This window comes from Microbacterium sp. NPDC058269, assembly GCF_042881445.1.
In the GTDB taxonomy this organism is placed as follows: domain Bacteria; phylum Actinomycetota; class Actinomycetes; order Actinomycetales; family Microbacteriaceae; genus Microbacterium.
Genome location: NZ_JBHVXT010000001.1, coordinates 613,305 through 634,041, shown reverse-complemented (window position 1 = coordinate 634,041; position 20,737 = coordinate 613,305). Strand labels below are relative to the sequence as shown.

The 20,737-nt window shown below is 72.0% G+C and carries 17 protein-coding genes; 5 read left to right on the top strand and 12 right to left on the bottom strand.

The annotated features are described in order from the left end of the window. The first annotated feature begins 24 nt into the window (after nt 1-24). Nucleotides 25-1,239, top strand: coding sequence for a cation:proton antiporter (locus ACFVWL_RS03145; RefSeq protein WP_387178355.1), 1,215 nt, complete (start codon nt 25-27; stop codon nt 1,237-1,239). Beyond that, on the top strand, nt 1,236-1,706 hold the full coding sequence (locus tag ACFVWL_RS03140) for a glutaminase (protein ID WP_387178353.1): 471 nt from the start codon (nt 1,236-1,238) through the stop codon (nt 1,704-1,706). Before ACFVWL_RS03145 ends, ACFVWL_RS03140 begins: the two co-directional genes overlap by 4 nt. A 30-nt stretch (nt 1,707-1,736) precedes the next feature. Here ACFVWL_RS03140 and ACFVWL_RS03135 read toward each other — a convergent pair whose 3' ends face one another. The 4 genes from ACFVWL_RS03135 to ACFVWL_RS03120 form a co-directional block, all read right to left on the bottom strand. Next, nucleotides 1,737-2,453: a GMP synthase gene (locus ACFVWL_RS03135; RefSeq protein ID WP_387178351.1), complete on the bottom strand. Its 717-nt coding sequence runs from the start codon at nt 2,451-2,453 to the stop codon at nt 1,737-1,739. Nucleotides 2,454-2,494: 41 nt separating this feature from the next. Beyond that, entirely contained in the window at nt 2,495-3,184 is a 690-nt protein-coding gene (locus tag ACFVWL_RS03130) for a LysR substrate-binding domain-containing protein (RefSeq protein ID WP_387178349.1), read from the bottom strand. Between the two features lie 61 nt (nt 3,185-3,245). Further along, nucleotides 3,246-3,557, bottom strand: a complete 312-nt coding sequence (locus ACFVWL_RS03125) for a hypothetical protein (protein ID WP_387178347.1) — start codon at nt 3,555-3,557, stop codon at nt 3,246-3,248. Beyond that, nucleotides 3,557-5,131 carry a PspC domain-containing protein gene (locus tag ACFVWL_RS03120; RefSeq protein WP_387178344.1) on the bottom strand — a complete coding sequence of 525 codons (1,575 nt, stop codon included), beginning with the start codon at nt 5,129-5,131 and terminating at the stop codon, nt 3,557-3,559. The genes ACFVWL_RS03125 and ACFVWL_RS03120 overlap by 1 nt, the downstream gene beginning before the upstream one ends. 114 nt (nt 5,132-5,245) lie before the next feature. Here ACFVWL_RS03120 and ACFVWL_RS03115 point away from each other — a divergent pair, with 114 nt between their 5' ends. After that, nucleotides 5,246-6,493 (top strand): PspC domain-containing protein, encoded by a 1,248-nt coding sequence (locus ACFVWL_RS03115; protein WP_387178341.1) that lies wholly within the window; start codon nt 5,246-5,248, stop codon nt 6,491-6,493. Next, nucleotides 6,486-7,145 carry a LuxR C-terminal-related transcriptional regulator gene (locus tag ACFVWL_RS03110; protein ID WP_387178338.1) on the top strand — a complete coding sequence of 220 codons (660 nt, stop codon included), beginning with the start codon at nt 6,486-6,488 and terminating at the stop codon, nt 7,143-7,145. The genes ACFVWL_RS03115 and ACFVWL_RS03110 overlap by 8 nt, the downstream gene beginning before the upstream one ends. A 41-nt stretch (nt 7,146-7,186) precedes the next feature. Here the strand turns inward: ACFVWL_RS03110 and ACFVWL_RS03105 are convergent, their stop codons facing one another. The 8 genes from ACFVWL_RS03105 to ACFVWL_RS03070 form a co-directional block, all read right to left on the bottom strand. Next, a complete protein-coding gene (locus tag ACFVWL_RS03105; protein WP_017829277.1) occupies nt 7,187-7,594 on the bottom strand; it encodes a DapH/DapD/GlmU-related protein in 408 nt (135 codons plus the stop codon). Nucleotides 7,595-7,674: 80 nt separating this feature from the next. Beyond that, nucleotides 7,675-8,448 carry a DNA-formamidopyrimidine glycosylase family protein gene (locus tag ACFVWL_RS03100; protein ID WP_387178335.1) on the bottom strand — a complete coding sequence of 258 codons (774 nt, stop codon included), beginning with the start codon at nt 8,446-8,448 and terminating at the stop codon, nt 7,675-7,677. Further along, nucleotides 8,448-9,266, bottom strand: a complete 819-nt coding sequence (locus ACFVWL_RS03095; RefSeq protein ID WP_387178333.1) for an EI24 domain-containing protein — start codon at nt 9,264-9,266, stop codon at nt 8,448-8,450. Before ACFVWL_RS03095 ends, ACFVWL_RS03100 begins: the two co-directional genes overlap by 1 nt. Before the next feature lie 23 nt (nt 9,267-9,289). Then, nucleotides 9,290-13,870 (bottom strand): ATP-dependent helicase, encoded by a 4,581-nt coding sequence (locus tag ACFVWL_RS03090; protein ID WP_387178330.1) that lies wholly within the window; start codon nt 13,868-13,870, stop codon nt 9,290-9,292. Nucleotides 13,871-13,907: 37 nt separating this feature from the next. Next, nucleotides 13,908-15,236, bottom strand: a complete 1,329-nt coding sequence (locus ACFVWL_RS03085; protein WP_387178327.1) for a CHAT domain-containing protein — start codon at nt 15,234-15,236, stop codon at nt 13,908-13,910. Beyond that, nucleotides 15,230-16,894, bottom strand: a complete 1,665-nt coding sequence (locus ACFVWL_RS03080; protein ID WP_387178325.1) for a hypothetical protein — start codon at nt 16,892-16,894, stop codon at nt 15,230-15,232. Before ACFVWL_RS03080 ends, ACFVWL_RS03085 begins: the two co-directional genes overlap by 7 nt. Beyond that, a complete protein-coding gene (locus tag ACFVWL_RS03075; protein ID WP_387178322.1) occupies nt 16,891-17,997 on the bottom strand; it encodes a hypothetical protein in 1,107 nt (368 codons plus the stop codon). The genes ACFVWL_RS03080 and ACFVWL_RS03075 overlap by 4 nt, the downstream gene beginning before the upstream one ends. Beyond that, on the bottom strand, nt 17,994-19,313 hold the full coding sequence (locus ACFVWL_RS03070) for a hypothetical protein (RefSeq protein ID WP_387178319.1): 1,320 nt from the start codon (nt 19,311-19,313) through the stop codon (nt 17,994-17,996). The genes ACFVWL_RS03075 and ACFVWL_RS03070 overlap by 4 nt, the downstream gene beginning before the upstream one ends. Nucleotides 19,314-19,392: 79 nt before the next feature. Between ACFVWL_RS03070 and ACFVWL_RS03065 the strand changes: the two genes are divergently transcribed. Continuing rightward, on the top strand, nt 19,393-20,688 hold the full coding sequence (locus ACFVWL_RS03065; RefSeq protein ID WP_387178317.1) for a PA2928 family protein: 1,296 nt from the start codon (nt 19,393-19,395) through the stop codon (nt 20,686-20,688). The last annotated feature ends 49 nt before the right edge of the window (nt 20,689-20,737 follow it).

Genomic DNA, 20,737 nt, shown 5'->3' with positions numbered 1-20,737 from the left:
GGCGGCCTCACCTACCCTGAGAGCATGGAAGCGAGCGACCTCGGCCTGGTGCTGATCCCCCTGCTGGCGGTAGCCGCGCCGCTGCTCGCGCGCGGTGTGCGGCCGATCGTCAGGGTGCCGATCGTGGTGTTCGAGCTCGTCCTCGGCATCCTCGTCGGCCCTGCGGTGCTCGGCTGGGTCGAGCCGGGACCGCTGCTCGAGAAGCTCAGCGACTTCGGCCTCGCCCTCCTGTTCTTCGTGGCGGGCACCGAGATCGACTTCAAGATGGTCGCGGGCAAGCCACTCGCCCGTGCTTCTCTCGGCTGGCTCCTCAGCGTGCTGCTGGGCATCGGTCTGGGCTTCTTCTTCGCGCCGGGCGAGGGGATGGTCGTGATCGGGATCGCGCTCAGCTCGACGGCGCTGGGCACGCTGATGCCGATCCTGCGCGACGCCCGCGAGCTGGACACCCCCTTCGGCCGTGCGATCAGTGCGATCGGGGCTGTGGGGGAGTTCCTGCCGCTGATCGCGATCTCGATCTTCCTGAGCACGCGGACCACGCCGATCGCCACCGCCGTGCTGCTGACCTTCGTGGTGCTGGCCGGTCTCGCGGTGCTGCTGGCGCATCGCGTGCCGCACGGCCGCCTGCACCGCATCGTCCTCGCCACCCTGCACACCTCCGACCAGTTCGGGGTGCGCTTCGTGATCCTGCTCATCGCCGCGCTCGTCGGACTCAGCGTCATGCTCGACCTCGACATGCTGCTCGGGGCGTTCGTCGCGGGAGCGGTGTGGCGCATCATCATGACGCGCGCGCCGAAGGAGTCGGCCGAGCAGGTCGAGAGCAAGATCGAGGCGATCGCGTTCGGATTCCTGGTGCCGATCTTCTTCCTCTACACCGGTGTCACCTTCGACCTCCAGGCACTGCTCACCTCGTCGGGTGCTCTGGCCCTGGTGCCGATCTTCCTGGTCGCGCTGCTCGTGATCCGCGGTTCGGCCGCCCAGCTGTCCGCACCGGCGGGAGCGAGCATCCGCGATCGGGCCGCGCTGGGCCTGCTCGCGGCGACCGGACTGCCGATCATCGTCGCGGTCACCGCGATCGGGGTGGATCAGGACATGCTCGACACCGGCACGGCGGCCGCCCTGGTCGGCGCCGGAATGCTGTCGGTGCTGCTCTATCCGCTGATCGGTATGACGCTGCGCGGAGATCGTGCCGAGGTCGTCGGGCCCGCGCGTGCCGGCGAGGCCGTGCAGGGGGAGCTGTGACCACCGCATCCGCCCTCCTGACACAGGCTGTTCAGGATCTCGCCGGCGTCTCGAAGGAGGGGCTCGGTGAGCAGCGCGACTCCCGGTGGCGCGGGCGTCGCATCGTGCGGGTCGGCGAGGCCTGGCATCTGGGGGTGCTGCTGCTGACCGAGACGCACGCGCTGGCCACGGCCGAGGTGCTGCGTGCGGCGGATCCGGGACGCCGCGGCTACACGGCCGAGTCGGCGAGGGAACGCGCCGAGCGTCGAGCCGAGGCGCTGCGCGGCGGATTCGACGAGGGCGACGTCGTGCACGTGGGGTGGAGCGTGATCGACGTCGATGCGGTGGACGCCGGAGGCTCATCCGGTCCGCTGGCCCTGGTCGACGGGGTGCCGTCCGTGCGCTGGAGCACCGCGGGTGGATTCATGCCGCTGGAGGCATACCTGCGTGAACGGGTGGCTCTGCTGCGGGACTCGGCGTCGAGCTGAGGCGGATCCGCGGCGTGCGGGCCTGCTGACTCAGACGAAGGTCTCGGCGAAGCGGCGCAGGAGCGCCGCCCCCTCGGTGACCGATGCCGCGAGCACCTGCTGCTGCACCGCGTCGAACTCGTCCGGGTCGAAGTAGCCGGTGGTGCGGTAGAACGTCATCCGGTCGGCGAAGTCGCGCGGAGTGGGCTCGGGGTGGAACTGGGCGGCGTACAGGTGCGTGCCCACCCGGTAGGCCTGCACCGGACAGACCTCGTTGGTCGCCAGCAAGACCGCGCCGGGCGGGGTGCTCGCCGCGCTCTCCTTGTGCGCCGTGAACACCGTCAGAGCGGAGCCGCTGGGACCGAAGACGGGATCGGTCGCGCCGGCTTCGGTCGTGTCGATCACGGTGGCGCTCGCGGGCTCCGGGGTATCGGTCACGACCTCGCCGCCGAGCATGCGCGTCACGACGCCGATGCTGAAGCACGTGAAGAACACCGCGATCTCGGCCGTCATCGCCGCATCGGCCAACGTGCGCAGGTCGGCCTCGACGCGCAGCTGCTCGGCGGACTTCACCGTGTCGGAGACATTGAACGGCGAGCCCCCCACGACGATGCCGCGATACCCGCGCAGGCGTTCGAGGTGCAGCGGCGTCTGCAGCAGATCGAGCCGGTCGACCACATCGACGCCCAGGGCCCGACGGAAGGAGGCGTGCTCAGCATCCGCCGCCCCGATCTCGGGACGCACGCAGACGTAGAGGAGCGAGGCCATCAGGAGATTCTAACGATCGCGCGGGGGTCGGGCCGACGCGGTCACCGCGAGGAGTTGGCCGTACGACCGCGGACGATGCCGACGAACGTCTCGACGTCGGGCGTGGTGCGCTCGCGCGGCCAGACCAGGGCGACGGTCGAGGTCGGTCCGCCGGCCAGGACGCGGTGGTCGGCATCCTTGCGGTGGTGCAGGCGGGCGAGCGACATCGGGACGATCACGATGCCGACCCCGGAAGCCGCCGTCGCGACCGCCTCGTCGGTCCGCAGTGGGGCGAACGCCGCCGCGACCGTGCCGGGGAGGCCGAGTGGGCCGAGCACATCGTCGGTCAGTCCGATCACGACTTCGCCCTCGAGGTCTGCCGGCGTGAGCTCCGTGGCCGCCATCAGGTGCGAGTCGGCTGCGGCGACGACCACGGGAACCTCGTCGTACAGGGGGATGATGTGCAGCGACTCGTCCGTGAGAGGCAGGCGCACGAGCGCCGCGTCGACCTCGTCGAGCGCGGCGCGCTGCGTGGCGGCCTCGATCGGCACGAGTTCGAGGGGGACGCGCGGCATCCTCCGCTTCCAGGCGTCGATCCACTTGCCGGGCGTCGCGCCGGGTACTGCGCCCAGACGGAAGGTGCGCGGAGCCTCAGGCTCGGGCTGAGGGGCGTCGAAGACGACCTTGGCGGTCGGCTTCTTCGGCTTCTGCGGAGGGAACCGCTCGGCGGGGGCGGCCTTGTTCCGGCGCACGGGTGATCCCCTGCTCGCGCCCTTCGCGGGCCGTCTTCCCTGATTCGCCATGGGGTCAAGGTTACTCGGCGAGCGGCGCAGGAACCTCGGGTGCCGGTAGGGGGGTCGCCGCCACGAGCTTCCGCTGCGCACGGCGGATGAGCCCGGCGGCCCCGCCGACCAGGAGCAGCACACCCACGGTGAGCAGGAGGATCGTGACGATCGTGGTCGGCGTCAGGGCCATGAGTCCGTCCGCGACCGCGTCTCGGCGGTCATCGTCGGCGATCATCCACAGGGCTGTCGTCGCGATCGCGGCGAACAGAAGGCCCCAGATGATGGCGGCCCAGCGGGTGCGGGGAGGGGTGGTCGTCTCGGCGATCGTCGGCGTGCTCATCACTGGTCTTCCTTCACGGGTTCGATGACGATGACGGCGATCTCGCCGGCCGTCTGGTGGATGGTGACGGGCTGGACGGTGGTGATCGAGGCGTTCTCCGCCGCGATCTTCACCGCCACGGACGAATCGCCGTCGCGGTCGCCGACGGGCCAGACGCCGCTGTCGACGGTCTCGCCCGTCTCCTCGTCCCGCCGCGTCCACGAGACGGTGGCCGTATCGACGGCGGCCCGCAGGTCGAGCTCCACTCCCGGTAGGACGTAGACGAACGTGTTCCCGGACCCCTTGTCGACGACGATCGACCGGGGGCCGTCATCGTGCGGGTTCAGCGTGACGTACACGTCTCCGAACGGCTGACGGACGTGGGCGGGTGCGTTGTTGCCGATCGAGGCGTAACCCAGCGTGACTCCCGGGAAGGCGGAGAAGGCGCCGGCCACGAGCCCGCCGATCAGCGTGAGGATGGTCGCGAAGGCCAGGAAGCCGCTCCGCCGACGGAATGCTCCGGCGACGATCATCCCGAGTGCGAGGATGAGGGCCGCGGCGAGCAGACCCAGCGCTCCACCGAGGGCCTCGCCACCGGTGACGAGACCGACGGCGGCGCCCGTGATGATCGCGAGGCCGATCATGGTCGCGGCGAACGCGAATCCGGCGCGGGGGTTCGATGCGCGGCGGATTCGACGGCGCTCTGCCGCCTCCGCCGCGAACACGGCGGCCTCGGCCTGGCGCTCACGTCGCAGCTGGTCGCGGGCGGCCCGCTCGACGTCCTGCTGCTGGCGCCGCCACGCCTGGTCCTGTTCCTTCCAGGCGGCGTGCTGGGCGCGCCAGGCCTCGAGAGCGGCCGGGTCCTGCGGCCCGGGCGGCAGAGGAGCAGGCGGAGCGGGGGGAGTCAGGGCGAGCGAGGCATCCGGCGTTGCAGGCTCCGCCACCGTGTCGGCAGCTGTGTACCCCTCCGTCGGGAGAGTGGCGTCCGCCCCCTCGGCGGTACCCGAACCGTCGAGGGGGGCGGACGCGGCCGGGGCCGTCTGATCTGCGGAAGCCATCGGCAGATCAGACGCGGAAGCACCCGGGGTGCGGCTGGCAGCACGCACGATCAGGAAGAGCAGGCCGGCGACGAGGACGAGGCCGAGGATCCAGCTGATGAGGGACAGAGCCGACCAGCCGTCGTATCCGAGGCCGAACAGACGGCCGGCGAGCGGGGCGGTCGGGAACAGGCCGATGACGGCCATGGCCAGGATCCCCCACTGCACGGGCTGGTAGTCGCGACGCAGCAGGTCGCGCACGTGCACTCGTCCGTCGATGTCGGGCAGCAGCGCCCACGCAGCGGCGTAGAGGAAGATGACCGGCAGGCCGAACAGTGCGGCGACCACGAGGACGCCGCGCACGATCAGCGGGTCGATGCGCAGTCGGGCCGCGATGCCTGCGGCGACGCCACCCAGCCAGCCCTCGGACCGGGCGACGCCGAGACCGGCGACCCAGAGCAGGAAGCGATCGGCGCCGCGCGGGATGTCGGTGCCCGGAGCGCCGCCGGCCGGAGCGGCGGGGTCGGCAGGGGGCGGGGGCGCAGTCGGAATCGTCATACTTCGATCCTGGCGGCGACAGGGGGACGGCTGCCATGGGGGGAACCCCTGAGCGGACCCTGATTCCGGGCAGGGGAGCACCTGGAGCGCCCGTGCGGGTGATTGGATTGCCCCATGTCCTCTTCGGCGCACGCTCCGGTGCGACCTCCGCGCGCGGCCGCACCGCCGCGCCCGCCCTTGACGCGGGATCGTGAGTGCCTGGTCGCCGGTGTCAGCACCGGGCTCGCGCGCCATCTGGGCGTGCGGGTGTGGACGGTGCGAGCGCTGTTCATCGCTCTCACGCTGTGCGGCGGGGCGGGCGTGCTCCTGTACGCGTGGTGCTGGATGTTCACACCGTGGACGGAGGGCGACAGTGCACCGACCAGACGGATGCCGGTGGCCTGGCTGCTGCTGGCTCCTGCGGCGGTCGGAATGCTCGTCGTGCTCGTCTGGCGCGGGGGCAACGACTGGTTGAGCGGGTCGATCCCACCGGACATCGCCGCGGTCGTCGTGGGCGGCACAGTGGCCTTCGCGACGGGCGCGGGGCTCTGGGCCACTCTGATCGATCGGACTGACACGGCCCGAGGGCCCCGGCACACCATGAGCATCCGGATCCTCTCGATCCTGCTCCTGGCACTGCTGTTCACGATCCTGCTGTCCTGGCCCGTCGCGCGGTCGGGCGTGGCGCTCGTGCTCCTCCCGCTGGCCGGACTCGCGGCCGTGGTGTCATCGACGCTGATCCCGCGGTGGAGAGAGCTCTCCGGCGAGCGGGTACGCCGCATCCGCGAGGAGCAGCGCAGCCAGATGGCCGCCCACCTGCACGACTCCGTGCTGCAGACGCTGGCGCTGATCCAGAACAGGGCCGGTGCCTCCAGCGAGGCCGCGCGCCTCGCCAGGGCGCAGGAGCGTGAGCTGCGTGCCTGGCTCTATGACGGAGATGCTCCCGCCGACAGCGACCTTCCGACCGACCTGCGTGACTATGCGGGAGCGCTCGAGCTCGACTATCCGGTGCGCATCGATGTCGTCTCGGCGGGGCTCTCCACCGAGCGCGCGAGCGGGGAGCTCGCGGCGGCGGCACGGGAGGCGATTCTGAACGCGGCCCGGCACGCGGGCGGCGAGATCTCGGTGTACATCGAGGGGAGCGCCGCGGGCGTCGACGTCTTCATCCGCGATCGCGGGACGGGATTCCAGCTCGACGACGTGCCGAGCGACCGCCTGGGCGTGCGTGAGTCGATCATCGGACGGATGCGTCGCGCGGGCGGCAGCGGAGCGGTCCGCAGCGACGAGAACGGCACCGAAGTGCATCTGCGCATCACCGCGAGCGCGCACCAGGATCGACCGGCGCCGCGTCCGGCGCCCGCACGGGAGGAGAACCGTGGCTGACAGCATCCGGGTCGTGATCGTCGACGACCACTCGATCTTCCGCTCCGGTCTACGGGCCGACCTCGACGCGGGCGTCGACGTCGTGGGCGAGGCCGCCGACGTGCCGTCCGCGATCGCCGTGATCGGCGAGACGCAGCCCGATGTCGTGCTGCTCGACGTGCACCTGCCCGGCGGGAGCGGCGACGACGCAGCCGGAGGCGAGGCGGTGATCCGCGGTTCGTCGACGACGGCTACTCGGTTCCTCGCACTGAGCGTCTCCGACGCGGCGGCCGACGTGGTGCGGGTGATCCGGGCGGGCGCCAGGGGCTACATCACCAAGGGGTCGTCGGGTATCGAGGTCAGCAGTGCGGTGCGGGCGGTCGCCGACGGGGATGCGGTGTTCTCGCCACGGCTCGCCGGGTTCGTGCTGGACGCGTTCGGTGCGGTGGCCGGCGAGACCGCGACCGCGACGGACGAACTCGACCGGCTCTCGGCACGCGAGCAGGAGGTCATGCGCCTCATCGCCCGCGGTTACGCCTACAAAGAGGTCGCGTCCGAGCTCTTCATCTCGATCAAGACGGTCGAGACGCACGTGTCGTCCGTGCTGCGGAAACTGCAGCTCTCATCGCGCCACGAACTCACGGCGTGGGCGTCGGAGCGGCGCCTGCTGTAGTCCAGCGCTCGACCCCGCCCGTGGCAGGCCACGGGCCGGAATCAGGCTGCGAGCCAGAGGCCCTTCTGGTCCGTCGCGATGGTGAGCCCGGCGGCGACCGTCTCGTCGTCGCCGATCCTGGCGCCGCGGACGATGCGCGCTCCGGCACCGATGTCGGTGCGGACGCCCACGTAGGCGTGGTCGCCGATGGCTGCGCCATGTCCGACGTGCGCGTGCGCGTCGACGAACGCACCCTCGCCGATCACGGCGTCTTCATCGATCCAGGCACCGCGCGCGATCGTCGCCCCGGCGCCGACGCGCGCTCCGGGTTCGATATAGGCACCCGCCTCGATGTGCGCCTTCGGGTGCACCTTCGCGCCATGCGCGACGAGACCCCGGCCGTTCGCGTGCTTGCGATACCGCAGCGTCGCGCCCTGGTCGTTCTCGATGTCGACGTAGTTCTTGCCCACGATTCCTCCCGTGCTCCGGAGTTCTCCGGATATACCAACAACCACGCCGGGGGTGGATTCATTCCCGCGGATGGATGTGGTCAGCGTTGACAGGAGGGGCACCAGAAGGTGATGCGCTCTCGGGTCGGATCCGCGCCCTGCTCACCGCGTCTGATGAGGGTGCCGCAGCGTCGGCACGGGCGTCCGACGCGGCCGTACACCCAGGTGGTCTGGCCGCCGCGATTGACGCCGGTGAACGTGCGGTCGGCGCGATCGCGGTTGGCGCGGATCGTGCGTACACCGAGGTCGAGGAGGGCGGCGACATCGACCTCCGGCGTCGGCGTCGTCGGCAGGATTCCCCGCAGGAACAGGAGTTCTGCGGCGTACTCGTTTCCGAATCCTGCGACGTTGCGCTGATCGAGCAGGGCGACATGGATGCTGCGCGTGTCGGCTCCGAGGCGTCGGACCGCCTCGGCCGCGTCCCAGACGTCGGCGAGGGGATCGGGCCCCAGATACCCGACGAGCTGCTCCTCGTCACGGGTGGGGACGACCTCGACCTCGGCGATGTCCACGCCGACGGCTTCGCGGTGCGCCGTGCCGACGATCGCGCGCACCTTGAAGGCCGGGTGGCGCCACTTCTCGCCGGGTCGGTACACGAACCAGGCGCCGTCCATGCGCAGATGCGAATGCAGTGTGCTGTCGCCGATGCGCATCAGCAGATGCTTGCCGCGCGGCACCACGGAATGCACCGGCTGCCCGGTCAGATCGAGGGTCGCGAATCGGGGGACCCGGAGGTCGAATCGGGTGACCTCCGCACCGGCCAGGGCCTCGTCGAGACGTCGCGCCGTGCGGAAGACGGTATCGCCCTCGGGCATCAGGGTGCTCCGAGGGGAGCGTGTGGCGGTGCGGGTGGTGGCGGTGCGGGTGGTGGCGGGGCCGTGGGCAGGGGCGGTGCGGGGGCTCCTGAGCGGGCGAGCATGTCGCGCGCGAGCATCGTGCTGCCGGCGACGGCGGCGGGCATGATCGCGACCGCGCCGCCGGGGATCAGGAAGCAGAGCTGGGTCGCGACGCCGAACCCGAGAACCCGTGCTCGGCTGCCCGAGAACAGGGCGGCACGGTCCGCCGGGCTGAGGTCGCGTGCATCGAAGGCGCGCCCCGTGAGCTCGCGGGCGAGCAGCCGACCGGTGAGCACGACACCGGCGATGGCGCCGAGGAACCCGCCGACGACCGGGATGAGCCCGATCAGGAGCACGAGGACGGCGATCAGGATGCCGAGCAGGACCAGCCGGAGCCCCTCGCCGAGAGTGGTCCAGAAGCTGCCGCCGTCGGCCGGAGGTGCGTCACCGAGATCGACTTCGACCGCGTGCCAGATTCGCTGGTAGAACGGGTCGCCGATGGTCAGGGTCAGGGCGCTGAAGACGACGCTGGCGAGCGCGAGTGCGGCCGCCACGACCACGAGGCCCACGGCGGCGCGCAGCAGACCTCTCCACGGCTCGAACCATCCCTCGGCGAACGGGGTCAGCCAGGCGGACAGCGACGGCATGCTGAGCACCAGCGGGATGAGAGCCGCCGCGAGCACCACGACGGCGATGATCGCGGGGATCAGCCCGAGCATCATGAGACCGGGTCTGGTGCGCCACAGCCCGAACCCGCGCAGCAGGGTGCGGATGCCGGTGGCAAACTCTCGGATCATGGCTTCCAGCGTAGGGGCATCGCTCAGACGGCCTTGCGGAGGGTGTACCCGCGCGGGGTCGCCACGAACCCGGCCTCCTGCAGGGCGAGGGCGAGCTCGGTGCCGTAGACGCCCTCGCCGTTGATCTTCTCGACGGTCAGGGTGTCGAGTCGGCGGCTGCGCGCGGTGGCTGCGAGGTCAGTGGCTGCGGCGCGCAGGACCTCGCCGTCGTCGCTGAACGACAGCACCGTGCGGCCGCCGCGTTCCAGCGAGAGCACGAGGGCGCCGTCGACGAGCACGACCAGGCCTCCCGCCTTGCGACCGGGACGGTGCGACACCCCGTCGAGCTTGGGCCAGCCGAGCGCAGCACCGTAGGGGTTCGCGGGATCGGTCGCGGCGAGGGTCACGGCCTTGCGGGGTGGCGGATCGGCGAGACCGGCATACGTGCGCAGCCGGTCGACCGTGCCGGAGGCGGCGAACTGTGCGGCGCCCAACTTCTCGATCACATAGCCGCGGCGGCAGTGGCCCGCCTCTTCGAAACCGGCGAGCACCCGGTAGGCCTGGGCGAAGCCGCCGGGGACGCCCTCGGCCTGCACCGCACCACGGGTGACGACACCGTAGCGGTCGAGCAGGAGGCCGGCGGTGACGGTCGCCCGGCGGGCGGGATCGGTCTCGAGCGCGGGCAGCAGCGACCAGCGCCCACCGATCGAGGGCGGGCGGGGAGCGGCGGCACCCGTGAAGGACACGCCGCGGTAGGTGCGGGCACGGGGGGCTCGGCGTTTGACCTTGTGCGCCTGCGAGCCCCCGGTGAGGAGAGAGCGGATCGGGGCGAACGTGTCGTTGGTCACGTAGCCCGACCACGTCAGCGACCACAGCGCCTCGAGGACGGACTGCTCGTTCTCGGCCGCCGCCATGTCTTTCAGCTGCCCGGCGAAGTAGGCGCCGCCCACGTCGAGCGCGATGAGGATGCGTGACTCGAGGGAGTCGGATGCGATCTCCGCGTCGCGCTCGGGCAGGGTGAACGGCGCGAGGTCGGCGGGATGCAGCGACACCCACCCGTCGCGCCCCGGCAGGGTGCCGTGGCCGGACCAGATGACCTCGCCGGCGGCCGTGAGCTCGTCGAGCATCGCGGGGGAGTAGTCGCGCACCCGGGAGGGGAGGACCAGTGACTCCCACGCGCTCGCCGGGATCGGCACGCCGGCGAACTGCTCGATCACATTGAGCACGCCGTCGACGCCGTCGAGCGGTCGCCCGATGTGCTGCCAGTCCGGCAGGAACCGGGCGTACGCCTCGGGGGCGACCGGTTCGACCGAGCCGCGGATGGCGGCGAGCGAGCGCATCCGGAGGCGGCGCAGCACCTCGGTGTCGCACCACTCGACGGCGTCTGCGCTGCCGGCCGCCTCGGGCAGGAAGTATCCGCTCGTGAGGCGACCCGCGGTCTCGAGGCGCTGCAGCGTGTGCCGGGCGACGGCAGCACCGAGTCCGAACCGGGTGGCGATGGCATCCGTCGTGAACGGGCCGTGCGTGCGGGCGTGGCGGGCCACGAGGTCGCCGAGCGGGTCGGCGACGGGTTCGAGGAACGCCACGGGGATGCCTGTGGGCAGCGCCGCCCCGAGCGCATCGCGCAGGCGACCCGCATCCTCGATCGCGGCGACCCGGCTCGCGCCGGCGATCGTGACGGGGATCGCCCGGCGCGCGGTGATCAGGTCGTCGAGCAGCGCGGCGGCCGAGGTGTCGGCGATCGACTCGGGGTCGAGTCGTGCGGTGGCCTCGTCTGCGTCGAGCGGGCCGAGCATACGCAGCAGGTCGGCGACGCCTTCGAGCCCGCGGGCACGGCGGTCGGGGTCGAGGCGCTGAGCCTCGCGCTCGAACTGGGCGATCACGTCGGGGTCGAGCAGTTCGCGCAGCTCGACCGTGCCCAGCAGCTCGCCCAGCAGCGCCGGGTCGACCGAGAGTGCGGCCGCGCGGCGCTCGGCGAGCGGGGAGTCGCCTTCGTACATGAACGCGCCCACGTAGCCGAACAGCAGGTCGCGGGCGTACGGCGACGGCTGGCCGGGCTCGGTCTCGACCAGGCGGACGCGGCGGTCGGCGATCGACGTCGCGAGCCTGCGCAGGGAGGGGAGGTCGTAGACGTCCTGCAGCACCTCACGCAACGTCTCGAGGATCACCGGGAACGTCGGATGACGCCTGGCCACCTCGAGCAGCTGGGCCGACCGCTGCCGCTGCTGCCACAGCGGTGTGCGCTTGTTCGGGTTCATGCGGGGCATCAGCAGGGCGCGTGCGGCGCACTCGCGGAACCGGGAGGCGAACAGCGCGGAGCCGCCCACCTCCTCCGTCACGAGGCGCTCCAGCTCGTCGGGCTCGAACACGAAGAGCTCGGCACCGGGCGGCTCGGCTTCGGCATCGGGGATGCGCACGATGATGCCGTCGTCGCTCGCCACCGCCGACCCTTCGACGCCGAGACGTTCACGCACCCGGGCGTTGATGGCGAGCGCCCACGGCGCATGCACCTTCATGCCGTACGGGGAATGCAGGATCACGCGCCAGTCGCCGACCTCGTCGCGACCGCGCTCGACCGTGAGCGTGCGGTCGGTGGGGAGCGTGCCCGTCGCTTCGCGCTGCTCGGTCAGGTGGGCCATGAGGTTCGCCCGTGCCTGCTCGTCGAGCCCGGCATCGATGAGTCTCTGTGCCGCCTTCTCGGGAGTGGCCGCCGACACCTCGCGGGAGAAGGCGCCCAGCGCCTCGCCGAGCTCGAACGGACGGCCGATGCCGTCGCCGTGCCAGAACGGCACCTTGCCGGGCTGCCCGTAAGCGGGGATCACGTTCACGCGGTCGTGTGTGATCTCGGCGATCCGCCAGCTCGTCGTGCCGAGCGTGAACACGTCGCCCACTCGCGACTCGTAGACCATCTCCTCGTCGAGCTCACCCACGCGGGCGCCGGTCGTCTCGCCCGCGACGAAGACGCCGAACAGGCCGCGGTCGGGGATGGTGCCACCGCTGGTCACCGCGATGCGCTGCGCACCCGGACGCCCCGTCAACGTGCCCGCATCGCGATCCCACACGAGTCGCGGTCGCAGCTCGGCGAACTCGTCGGAGGGGAAGCGGCCGGCGAGCAGGTCGAGGGTCGCCTCGTAGGCCGAACGCGGAAGCGCCTGGAACGGTGCCGACCGGCGGACCGTTTCGAACCACTCCTCCACGCCGATCGCTCCGAGCGCGCACGCCGCGACCGTCTGCTGCGCGAGGATGTCGAGCGGATTGCGCGGGACCTGGATCGCCTCGATCTTGCCCGCCAGCATCCGCTCGGTCACGATCGCCGTGTGCAGCACGTCGCCGCGATGCTTCGGGAAGAGCGCGGCCCGACTGATCTCGCCCACCTGGTGCCCGGCGCGCCCGACGCGCTGCAGACCGGAGGCCGCTGACGGCGGGGCCTCGACCTGGATGACGAGATCGACCGCACCCATGTCGATGCCGAGTTCGAGGCTGCTCGTCGCGACGACGCAGCGCAGTACGCCCGACTTGAGCTCTTCTTCGACCTGAGCCCGCTGCTCCTTCGAGACCGACCCGTGGTGCGCCTTCGCGAGCACGGGGTCGGCGCCTGCGGTGGCTCCGGCCTGCGCCATCATGGCCGCGGGCACGGTCGCGGCCGGCAGCTCGACGCCGATGCGCTCGGAGTAGATCTCGTTCAGACGCCCCGTGAGGCGCTCGGCCAGGCGACGGGAGTTGGCGAAGACGATGGTCGAGTTGTTCTGCAGGATGCGGTCGACGATCGCCTCCTCGACGTGCGGCCAGACGGAGCCGGTGACCTCGGTGTACTCGGCATCGACCGCATCGCCTGTCACCCCGGGAGGAGGCGGCGGGTTGGTCATGTCGTCCATCGGCACGACCACGCCGAGCTCGAAGGTCTTGGATGCCGGGGGCGCGACGATCTCGACCGGAGCCGAGCCGCCGAGGAACCGCGCCACCTCGTCGATGGGTCGGACCGTGGCCGAGAGGCCGATGCGCTGCGCCGGCTTCTCGATGCCGTTCGCGCGGCGCAGGGCGTCGAGCCGCTCCAGGCTCACGGCGAGGTGTGCGCCGCGCTTGGTGGCGGCGACCGCATGCACCTCGTCGATGATCACGGTGTGCACCCCGCGCAGCGTCTCGCCCGCGCGGCTCGTGAGCATGAGGTACAGCGACTCGGGGGTCGTGATGAGGATGTCGGGCGGATCGGACACCAGCTTGCGCCGGTCGCTCGAGGTCGTGTCGCCCGAACGCACCCCGACCGTCACCGCGGGCGACGGCACCCCGAGACGCCGGGCCGACTGACCGATGCCGATCAGCGGGGAACGGAGGTTGCGCTCGACGTCGACGCCGAGGGCCTTCAGCGGCGAGATGTAGAGGATGCGCGTGCGCGGCTCGCCCTTCACGGTCGGGGCCGTCTCGGCCATGCGCTCGCGGAACACGCTGTCGATCGCCCACAGGAAGGCCGAGAGCGTCTTTCCCGAGCCTGTCGGCGCCACCACGAGCGCGTGCTTGCCGGCCGAGATCGCGTCCCACGCACCCGCCTGCGCGGGCGTGGGCGCGGGGAACGCACCCCGGAACCAGTCCTGTGTCGCGGGAGTGAAACGGTCGAGCACGTCGCTCATCCCTCCATCTTCGTCGAGGCCGGGGACATCGGGGCCGTCAGAGGACGGGAGGAGGCGCAGGAGCCCACGCGGTGGCGAACGCCGCCCAGATGACGGGGGAGTGGCGGGGGTCGCCCGTCGACGTCCAGCGGCGACGCTGCTCCCGCTGCCACACGGCCATCGCGGCGACGGGATCGGGTGCGTCGTGGGCGGCGTCCACGGCGACGACGGCCTCGGCGAGCATGCCGTCGGCGCGGTCGCCGAGCTGCGGCACGAGCCGGCGCAGACCCGCGTCGGTCGGCAGCGTCCACCGGGTCGCTGTCACATATTCGGCCCCGCGATGCGTGAACGCCGCGACCAGTCCCGCGGGCTCGGCGAATCGCAGGTCGCTCCCCGAGTCGCACGCGATGAGGGCCACTCGGTTCGGGGCCCGCAGCGGGGGGAGCCCGGGTGCTCCGAGAGCGATCTCCGCCGCCGTGTAGGGGCGGTGCGCGCCGATCAGGGGGGTCGTCCCCGGAGCATCCGCACCGTCGGACAGATGCATCCTGGCGTCCAGCGCGTGCGTGGATGCGGTGACGTGCCCGACGTACAACAGGCGCCCCGCGTCGTCGAGGGACTCGGCAAGGGCGACCCTTCCGACATCGGACCGACGGAACCGTTCGCCGCCGGCGGGGCGCAGACGCCCGTCGAGGCGGGCGACCATCTCCGCCAGCGGAGACCCCGCGGCGACGGGGCCCAGCACACTGCCCAGTTCACTCGCCGCCGAGAACCCGGGGACCACGGGATCGAGCACCGTGGCCACCGGCGCGGAGGGCTGCCACTCCGACACCGCGCGTGTCGGGTCGTTCCGCAGCGTCGCCGGGAGCAGCACCGAGACATCGGCCATGTCGACCGCCCGCTCCTCGTCGGCCGCTCCCAGCAGCTCCCACGGCAGGTGCGCGGTCGACGGAGACAGCTGCACCCGCAGGTGCGGACGGATTCCGGCTGCTTCCAGTGCGTTGAGTTCGAGCGCCAACCACTGCGGGAGGAGCGCCGCCGTGAGCGCATGGGCCAGCCGCTGCTCCCGCTGCCGATCCAGCAGCGCTCCGTGGGTGAGCGCTCGCCGCAGCGCATCCATGCCGTTCTCCCCCGGCAGCGGAGTCGGCAGCGCCGCAGCCAGTTCTGCCAGCACCGGAGCGACGGCCGAGCGCTCGGCGATCGTCATCCGCGGCGCGCTGCGCTGATGCTCCCAGACCCAGCTGACGAACAGATCGTCGCCGTCGACGTAGCGCAGGCGCGCGACCGGTCGGCGGTCATCGGGGAGATCATCGAGCACCGCGGCACCGTCGGTGCGGGGGACCGGCATCGGCACCGCGAGCTGCGGAAGGTCGCGCCAGTTGCTCACCATGCGGCCACCGCCGTCTCCGCGCGCACCGTGACGCCGTACTCGGCCTCTGCCGCCCGCACCCATGACTCGAGCACCGGAGCCGTGCCGGGGATCGCGATCACCCGCGGGGGCGCGGCGAAGCGCAGGTGCGGCGTGGACGCACCGCCGGTGAGAAGTCCGGCCGCCGCCGCGGGGAGCTCCGCTTCGGCACCGTCTTGCGCATCGTCTTCGGCATCGGCCTCCTGCGGGGAGGACGGCTCGAACGGCATGAGCGCTCCGGTCGAGGAATCCGCCCGGGCGCTGACGGCCTCCCGCGCGGCATCCGTCTGCAGCGTCACGGTCGCGGCCGCATTCTCGACGAGCTCGAACAGCAGTGCCGCGTCTCCGAGAGTGCGGGCCAGCCGGAATGCCAGCTCACGGGCGGGAGCGGCGACCTGCAGCGTCCAGCGCTCCCGCACCGGACCGGGGGAGAAGCCGTCGCGCAGCGCCTCGGTCGCCAGCAGCACCGGGATCGCGAGGTCGCGCGCCTGTTCCAGCCGCTGCATCCGTGCGCGCGGGGTGATCGACATCGCCGCCCATTCCGCGTGCATCTCGGCGCGGCGCAGGTTCACGCGGCAGCGGTCGCCGGCGTAGCGCGCGAGGTCTCGCGCCGCGCGATAGGCCTCGTCGGCGGCGGGATAGCGGTGTCTGGCGGATTCCGAATCGCCGAGGAAGGCGTACGCCTCCAGGCGTTCGTGCACCGCGGCCTCCGCGTCGAGGTCGGCGAGCAACGCGCGCAGGGCCTTCGTCGCGGCCCCGACCCGCCCCTGCTGCAGCAGCACGGCGGCGAGTCCGGTCCTGCTGGCGGCCAGACGCGTCGTGAGGCCGATCGCGGCGGCCAGCTCCGCCGCCCGCCGGAAGCCCTCCGCGGCCTCACGGTGCCGACCCTGCTGCATCGCCGAACGCGCCAGGTTCTCCACGGCGAGCTGTCGACTCGCGGCGTCACCCCCGTGCTCCTGCGCCTGCTGTGCGAGGGTCAGGTACTGCTGGGCCGCGACCTCGTCTCCGGTGCGCTGGGCGATGACCCCGAGGTTCGCGTAGGCGTGCCCCGAGAGCTCCGGACCCACCGTGATCGCCACCTCCAGCGCGCGCTTCGCCTCGTCGTCCGCCTCCTGCAGGCGCCCGGTCACGATCAGCAGGGTCGTGCGCGCGTTGCGCACCGAGAAGGAGAGCAGCTCGCGCTGATCGAGGTCGTCGTCGAGCAGCGCCTCCGCCCCGTCGATGCCCGCGAAGGCGTCGTCGAACCGATCCATCAGCGTGAGGGTCTGCGCGCGGGCGATCATGCCGTTGATCTGCACCGTGCGGGTCGCGCGCTCGTCGCCGATCAGCGCGATGGCGTCGGCGGCTGCGGCGAGGCCCTCGTCGGCGAGGCGCACCGCGTCGTCGAGTGCCCCCTCGAACTCGCGCGCGGCGGCGAGGTTGAGCAGGGCCCTGGCACGGAGGTCGAGCCCCTCGCCGTCGACATCCGGCACCAGGGTCATCGCCGCGACGCTCCGTAGCTTCGCGGTGGCATCGGCCACGCGTCCCTGGTGCAGGAGCATCGCCGCCTCGTTGTTGAGGTCTCGCCCCGGTCGCCAGCGCGGCGTGGCCGGCACCCGACCGCGGATCGCGCTCGCCGGCTGCTCCTCTGCGGAGCTCACGCTCGGGCCCCCGCGGCACGCTCGGCGAGCGACGCATCGGGTGCCGTGAGCCTGGTCGTGGCGAACGCCAGGACCTGTGCGCGGTCCCGGGCCGACTCAGCTGCTTCAGGCACTTCCGGGGAGACCATCAGCGGATCGTGCACCCGGAGCGTGCGGGCTCCCGGCGTGAGGAACAGAGCGGATGCCGGAACCACCGTCTCGCCGACGAACACCGAATCCGCACGTCGCAGCACCACGTCGACGTCGAGGGCGGGCGGGCCGAAGGCGGCGTGGAGTTCGGGGGTCGAGAGAACACCCCGCACCGCGGGAACCTCGACCTGCAGGAAGGGCGTATCCGTGCCCTGGAGGAGTGTCCACCGGGCCTCGGCTGCCGCATCCACCGTCTGCGTCGGCACATCGGACCACCGGACGGGGGCCGTGCCCTGCGCGATCACGACGCCGTCGGCACTGGATGCTCGGCGCTCGCCGCCGGCAGCCAGCGCCCATTCGGAGCGGACGTCGGCGGGGGTCGTGGGCGCCCAGGCGACACCGTGGTCTTCGGCCAGGGCGTCGAGCACGGCTGCCAGCTCGGCGGCGTCGGCGGCCAGCGCGGGCGGGAGAGCGGCGAGTGCGGCGGGTGCGTCGTGCGCGTCGGTCATCGCGTGCTCGACGGCATCCTCGTCGTCCAGGAGATGGGTGAGGAGGTGGCTCGTCACCGCGACCTCTGCTGCCACGATCGCCGGGTCGAGCGCCGGGATGCCGCTGCTCGCCGGCCACCAGGCGCGCGCCCAGTTCAGATGCCCCAGAGCGCGCACGGCGTCGACGATCGTCGGATCCCCGAAGGCGTCGAGTGCGATCTCGACGTCGACGCCCCGGAACACGGCGTCCGCGACGGTGGCTCCGTAGACGTCGGCCAGCCACGCGCTCGCCGCCAGGGCGTCGTGGACGTCGGTGTCGGGAAGCGGGGCGGGTGCCGTGACATCCCAGGTCAACTGCGCCCCGGCCGCCTCGACGAGCGCCGTCCGCAACGGCACATGCTCGACGAGGGCGTCCGAGCGGACGCTGTCCTCCCGCGCCGTGCTGACTTCGATGCGGCCGTCGCGCACCCTGATCCGCGTGCTCATGCCACCCCCGGGAGAGCGGGAGCGGGCATACCGCGACCCATCGCGATCTTCAACCGCTGCCGCTGGTCCATCACGACCGAGCGCAGCACGCCGTCGAGGGTGTCCCAGACGTCATCGGCTCCGAGCACCTGACCGCGGAGCTCGCGACCGTGCATGCGCACCCAGAGGCGCCGCAGATACGCCTGTCGGACGTCGTGGATGTCGTCGAGCACAGACGCGGGGACCCCGCTCACCTCGGCGGGAAGACGCAGCGCTCGCCGCACGTAGGCCTCGCGGTTCCACCGGGAGGCCAGTTGCCGGTGCGCGGCGGTCGTCGCGGCGGGGCCCGAGGCATCCAGGGCTCCGGTCACCTCCCGCCCGAGAAGCATCATGATGCGGCTGTGCTCGTCGGCGAGCTCCCACGGCAGAGCGGAGCGGTCGATCTCCTCCGCGAGCAGTTCGTCGCCGTCGAGGTCGCTCTCGACGGGCGCGCCTCCGGACAGTGCGGCGAACAGACGCTCGAAGATCGACCGGTCGAAGGGGCGCGGGAGGCCGCGCTTCGACGCGGTGCTGCCGATCAGGGGGACAGGGGGCGACGCATGTGCGGTCAGCCCGAGGAGCCGCGCGGTGCCCTCGTCGCCGAGCGTGCTCGCGGCGGCGGAACCGGCGTCGGAGATTCGCAGGGCCTCGAACGCGGCGTCGGCGTGCCCCGTCGGACAGGTGTCGAGCATCGCGGCGATGACCTCGGACGCGGGGGCGAGCGCGCGCGGTGGGGTGCGCTCCGCCCATCTCTCGTGCAGCAGCGCCTCGAGCCGGGTCACCTCGTGCGCGTCTCGGAGCAGTTCCCGGATTCGCCCGAGAAGTGAGTCGCCGGAGGCCTGGGCGATCTCGGTGACGACCTCGACCGCGCGATCCTCGGCGTCGACGCCGGGCATGCCCACGGTGCGGGCGAGCTCGAAGCAGCGGGAGAAGTACTTCTCCTGCGGATTCCCCTCGGTGACGCGCAACCGGCGTCGAACGGTCTTCACCCGCAGGAACCATGCCGCCGTCGCTGCGAGGTCGGGGCCTGCGGCGAGGATGCGGGCGTGCAGCTGCCCGGCGGCATCCGCTGAGAGGGCACCGCCGGCGAGGCCCGGATTCTGCACGGGACGGATCACGAGCGGTTCGAGGATCAGCTTCACCGTGCGGGCGAGCGGACGCCCAGAGCCGTTGCTGAGTGCGGCGACATCACGGTCCAGTGCCAGCCAGGCGTCGATCATGACCTGCGCGCGCGGCCGCAGCGCCTCCGACGCGGTGGGGGCCGGGGGCGGGGGCGTGAGCTCGGTCGCGGCGCTCATGTCCGCCAGCCTATAGAGAGCGGCGCGACCGCGAGCGAATCCGTGATCGGGAGCAGCGCTCGCGCTCCATTCTGGCGACATGGACACGAACAGGACCACCGGGTACACGCTCAACGGCAGCACCGTCCTTCCGCTGGGATCCTCGGCATTGCCCGTGCGGACGCCGCGCGATCCGAAGCGGGTGCGCGGTCGTATCCGTCGCCGGTTCCTGCTCCTGATGTTCGCGCCGGTGATCCTCGGCGGGCTGATCGTCCTGGCCATCCAGCTCATGCTGCCGTCGGTCAGAGACATCGAGATCGTGCCGTCGTCGGCGGTGATCGGCATGGATGGACAGGACGTCGCGGTCCTCGTGTATCACGACGACTCGCGTCCCGGACTGTTCGAGGCGACGTTCCAGATGCGGGTGGCGGCGATCCGCCTGTCCGATGGCGAGCAGCTGTGGGATCAGCGTCTGAACGAAGACCTCATCGGCGACGCGGTCGTGCTCGCGGGCGACGACTCGTCGGTGTACATCGGCAGCGATCACGGACTGGTGATCCTGGATGCCGCGACCGGGGCCGTTCGGGCTGAAGGCGACGCCGTGCCGGGGATCGGTGCGGATGCCGTGCTCTCGGCCAGCGCGTACGGATACGACCCCGAGGCGAACGTGGTCGTCGCTCTCACCGGCTCCGGAGCACTCGTGCAGATACCGGTCGGTGAGACCGCGGCGGTTCCGGCCGAACCCGCGGTCGCCGGCCGGTGGCGGAACGCGCTGGGTTCTGGACCGTTCCTCGACGAGACGATGCTCACGCAGCAGGTCGACGTGGCAGCGACCCCGGATGGCACCCGGCTCCAGATCGTCCCGGTGGCCGAATCCGTGCAACGGGATGCTCTCGTGATCACCTCGACCGACCCGGCCCGCATCATCCGCACCGAGCTCGTCGACGCCAGCCTGCTCCCGGTCGTCGGGCTGGAGCCGCGTCTGGGCGTGCTGCTGGAGACCGGACAGTTCCTGCCCGGAGACTTCGGGGACATCGACGCCGACGACATCGAGGCGCTCCTGCAGCGGGCCTTCGGGGCGACGCCCTCGCCCGATGACACGGTGGTCCCGGCAGGCGCGGGGCAGGGCATGGTGCTCGTGCAGCATCGGGAGTCGGTGAACGCCGATCGGACCCTGCTCAGCAGCCTCGACATCGCGACCGGGCAGCTCATCGACTCCGTCGAGATGCAGACCGACGCCGTGCGGGCGCTGACCGGCCCCTCCGGCACCACCGCGGTGATCGCCACCGCACCGGAGTCGTGGCAGGCGAACCGGCTCCTCGTGCTCGACGACGACGGCTCCCTCCGCCCGATCGACGTGGGGACGATCCCGCGGTGGCTTCCGCGTTTCGGGTAGCGCGCCGGGCCGCGGGAGCGCGATCGAAGGGGCGTCGTACTGAGGTACG

What these genes read in the sequence shown, in the direction of transcription:
- ACFVWL_RS03120 (WP_387178344.1), bottom strand. Translation starts at nt 5,131, where the DNA reads ATGACGATTCCGACTGCGCCCCCGCCCCCTGCCGACCCCGCCGCTCCG.
- ACFVWL_RS03145 (WP_387178355.1), top strand. Translation starts at nt 25, where the DNA reads ATGGAAGCGAGCGACCTCGGCCTGGTGCTGATCCCCCTGCTGGCGGTA.
- ACFVWL_RS03075 (WP_387178322.1), bottom strand. Translation starts at nt 17,997, where the DNA reads ATGAGCACGCGGATCAGGGTGCGCGACGGCCGCATCGAAGTCAGCACG.
- ACFVWL_RS03115 (WP_387178341.1), top strand. Translation starts at nt 5,246, where the DNA reads ATGTCCTCTTCGGCGCACGCTCCGGTGCGACCTCCGCGCGCGGCCGCA.
- ACFVWL_RS03070 (WP_387178319.1), bottom strand. Translation starts at nt 19,313, where the DNA reads ATGAGCGCCGCGACCGAGCTCACGCCCCCGCCCCCGGCCCCCACCGCG.
- ACFVWL_RS03100 (WP_387178335.1), bottom strand. Translation starts at nt 8,448, where the DNA reads ATGCCCGAGGGCGATACCGTCTTCCGCACGGCGCGACGTCTCGACGAG.
- ACFVWL_RS03065 (WP_387178317.1), top strand. Translation starts at nt 19,393, where the DNA reads ATGGACACGAACAGGACCACCGGGTACACGCTCAACGGCAGCACCGTC.
- ACFVWL_RS03085 (WP_387178327.1), bottom strand. Translation starts at nt 15,236, where the DNA reads ATGGTGAGCAACTGGCGCGACCTTCCGCAGCTCGCGGTGCCGATGCCG.
- ACFVWL_RS03135 (WP_387178351.1), bottom strand. Translation starts at nt 2,453, where the DNA reads ATGGCCTCGCTCCTCTACGTCTGCGTGCGTCCCGAGATCGGGGCGGCG.
- ACFVWL_RS03090 (WP_387178330.1), bottom strand. Translation starts at nt 13,870, where the DNA reads ATGAGCGACGTGCTCGACCGTTTCACTCCCGCGACACAGGACTGGTTC.
- ACFVWL_RS03095 (WP_387178333.1), bottom strand. Translation starts at nt 9,266, where the DNA reads ATGATCCGAGAGTTTGCCACCGGCATCCGCACCCTGCTGCGCGGGTTC.
- ACFVWL_RS03125 (WP_387178347.1), bottom strand. Translation starts at nt 3,557, where the DNA reads ATGAGCACGCCGACGATCGCCGAGACGACCACCCCTCCCCGCACCCGC.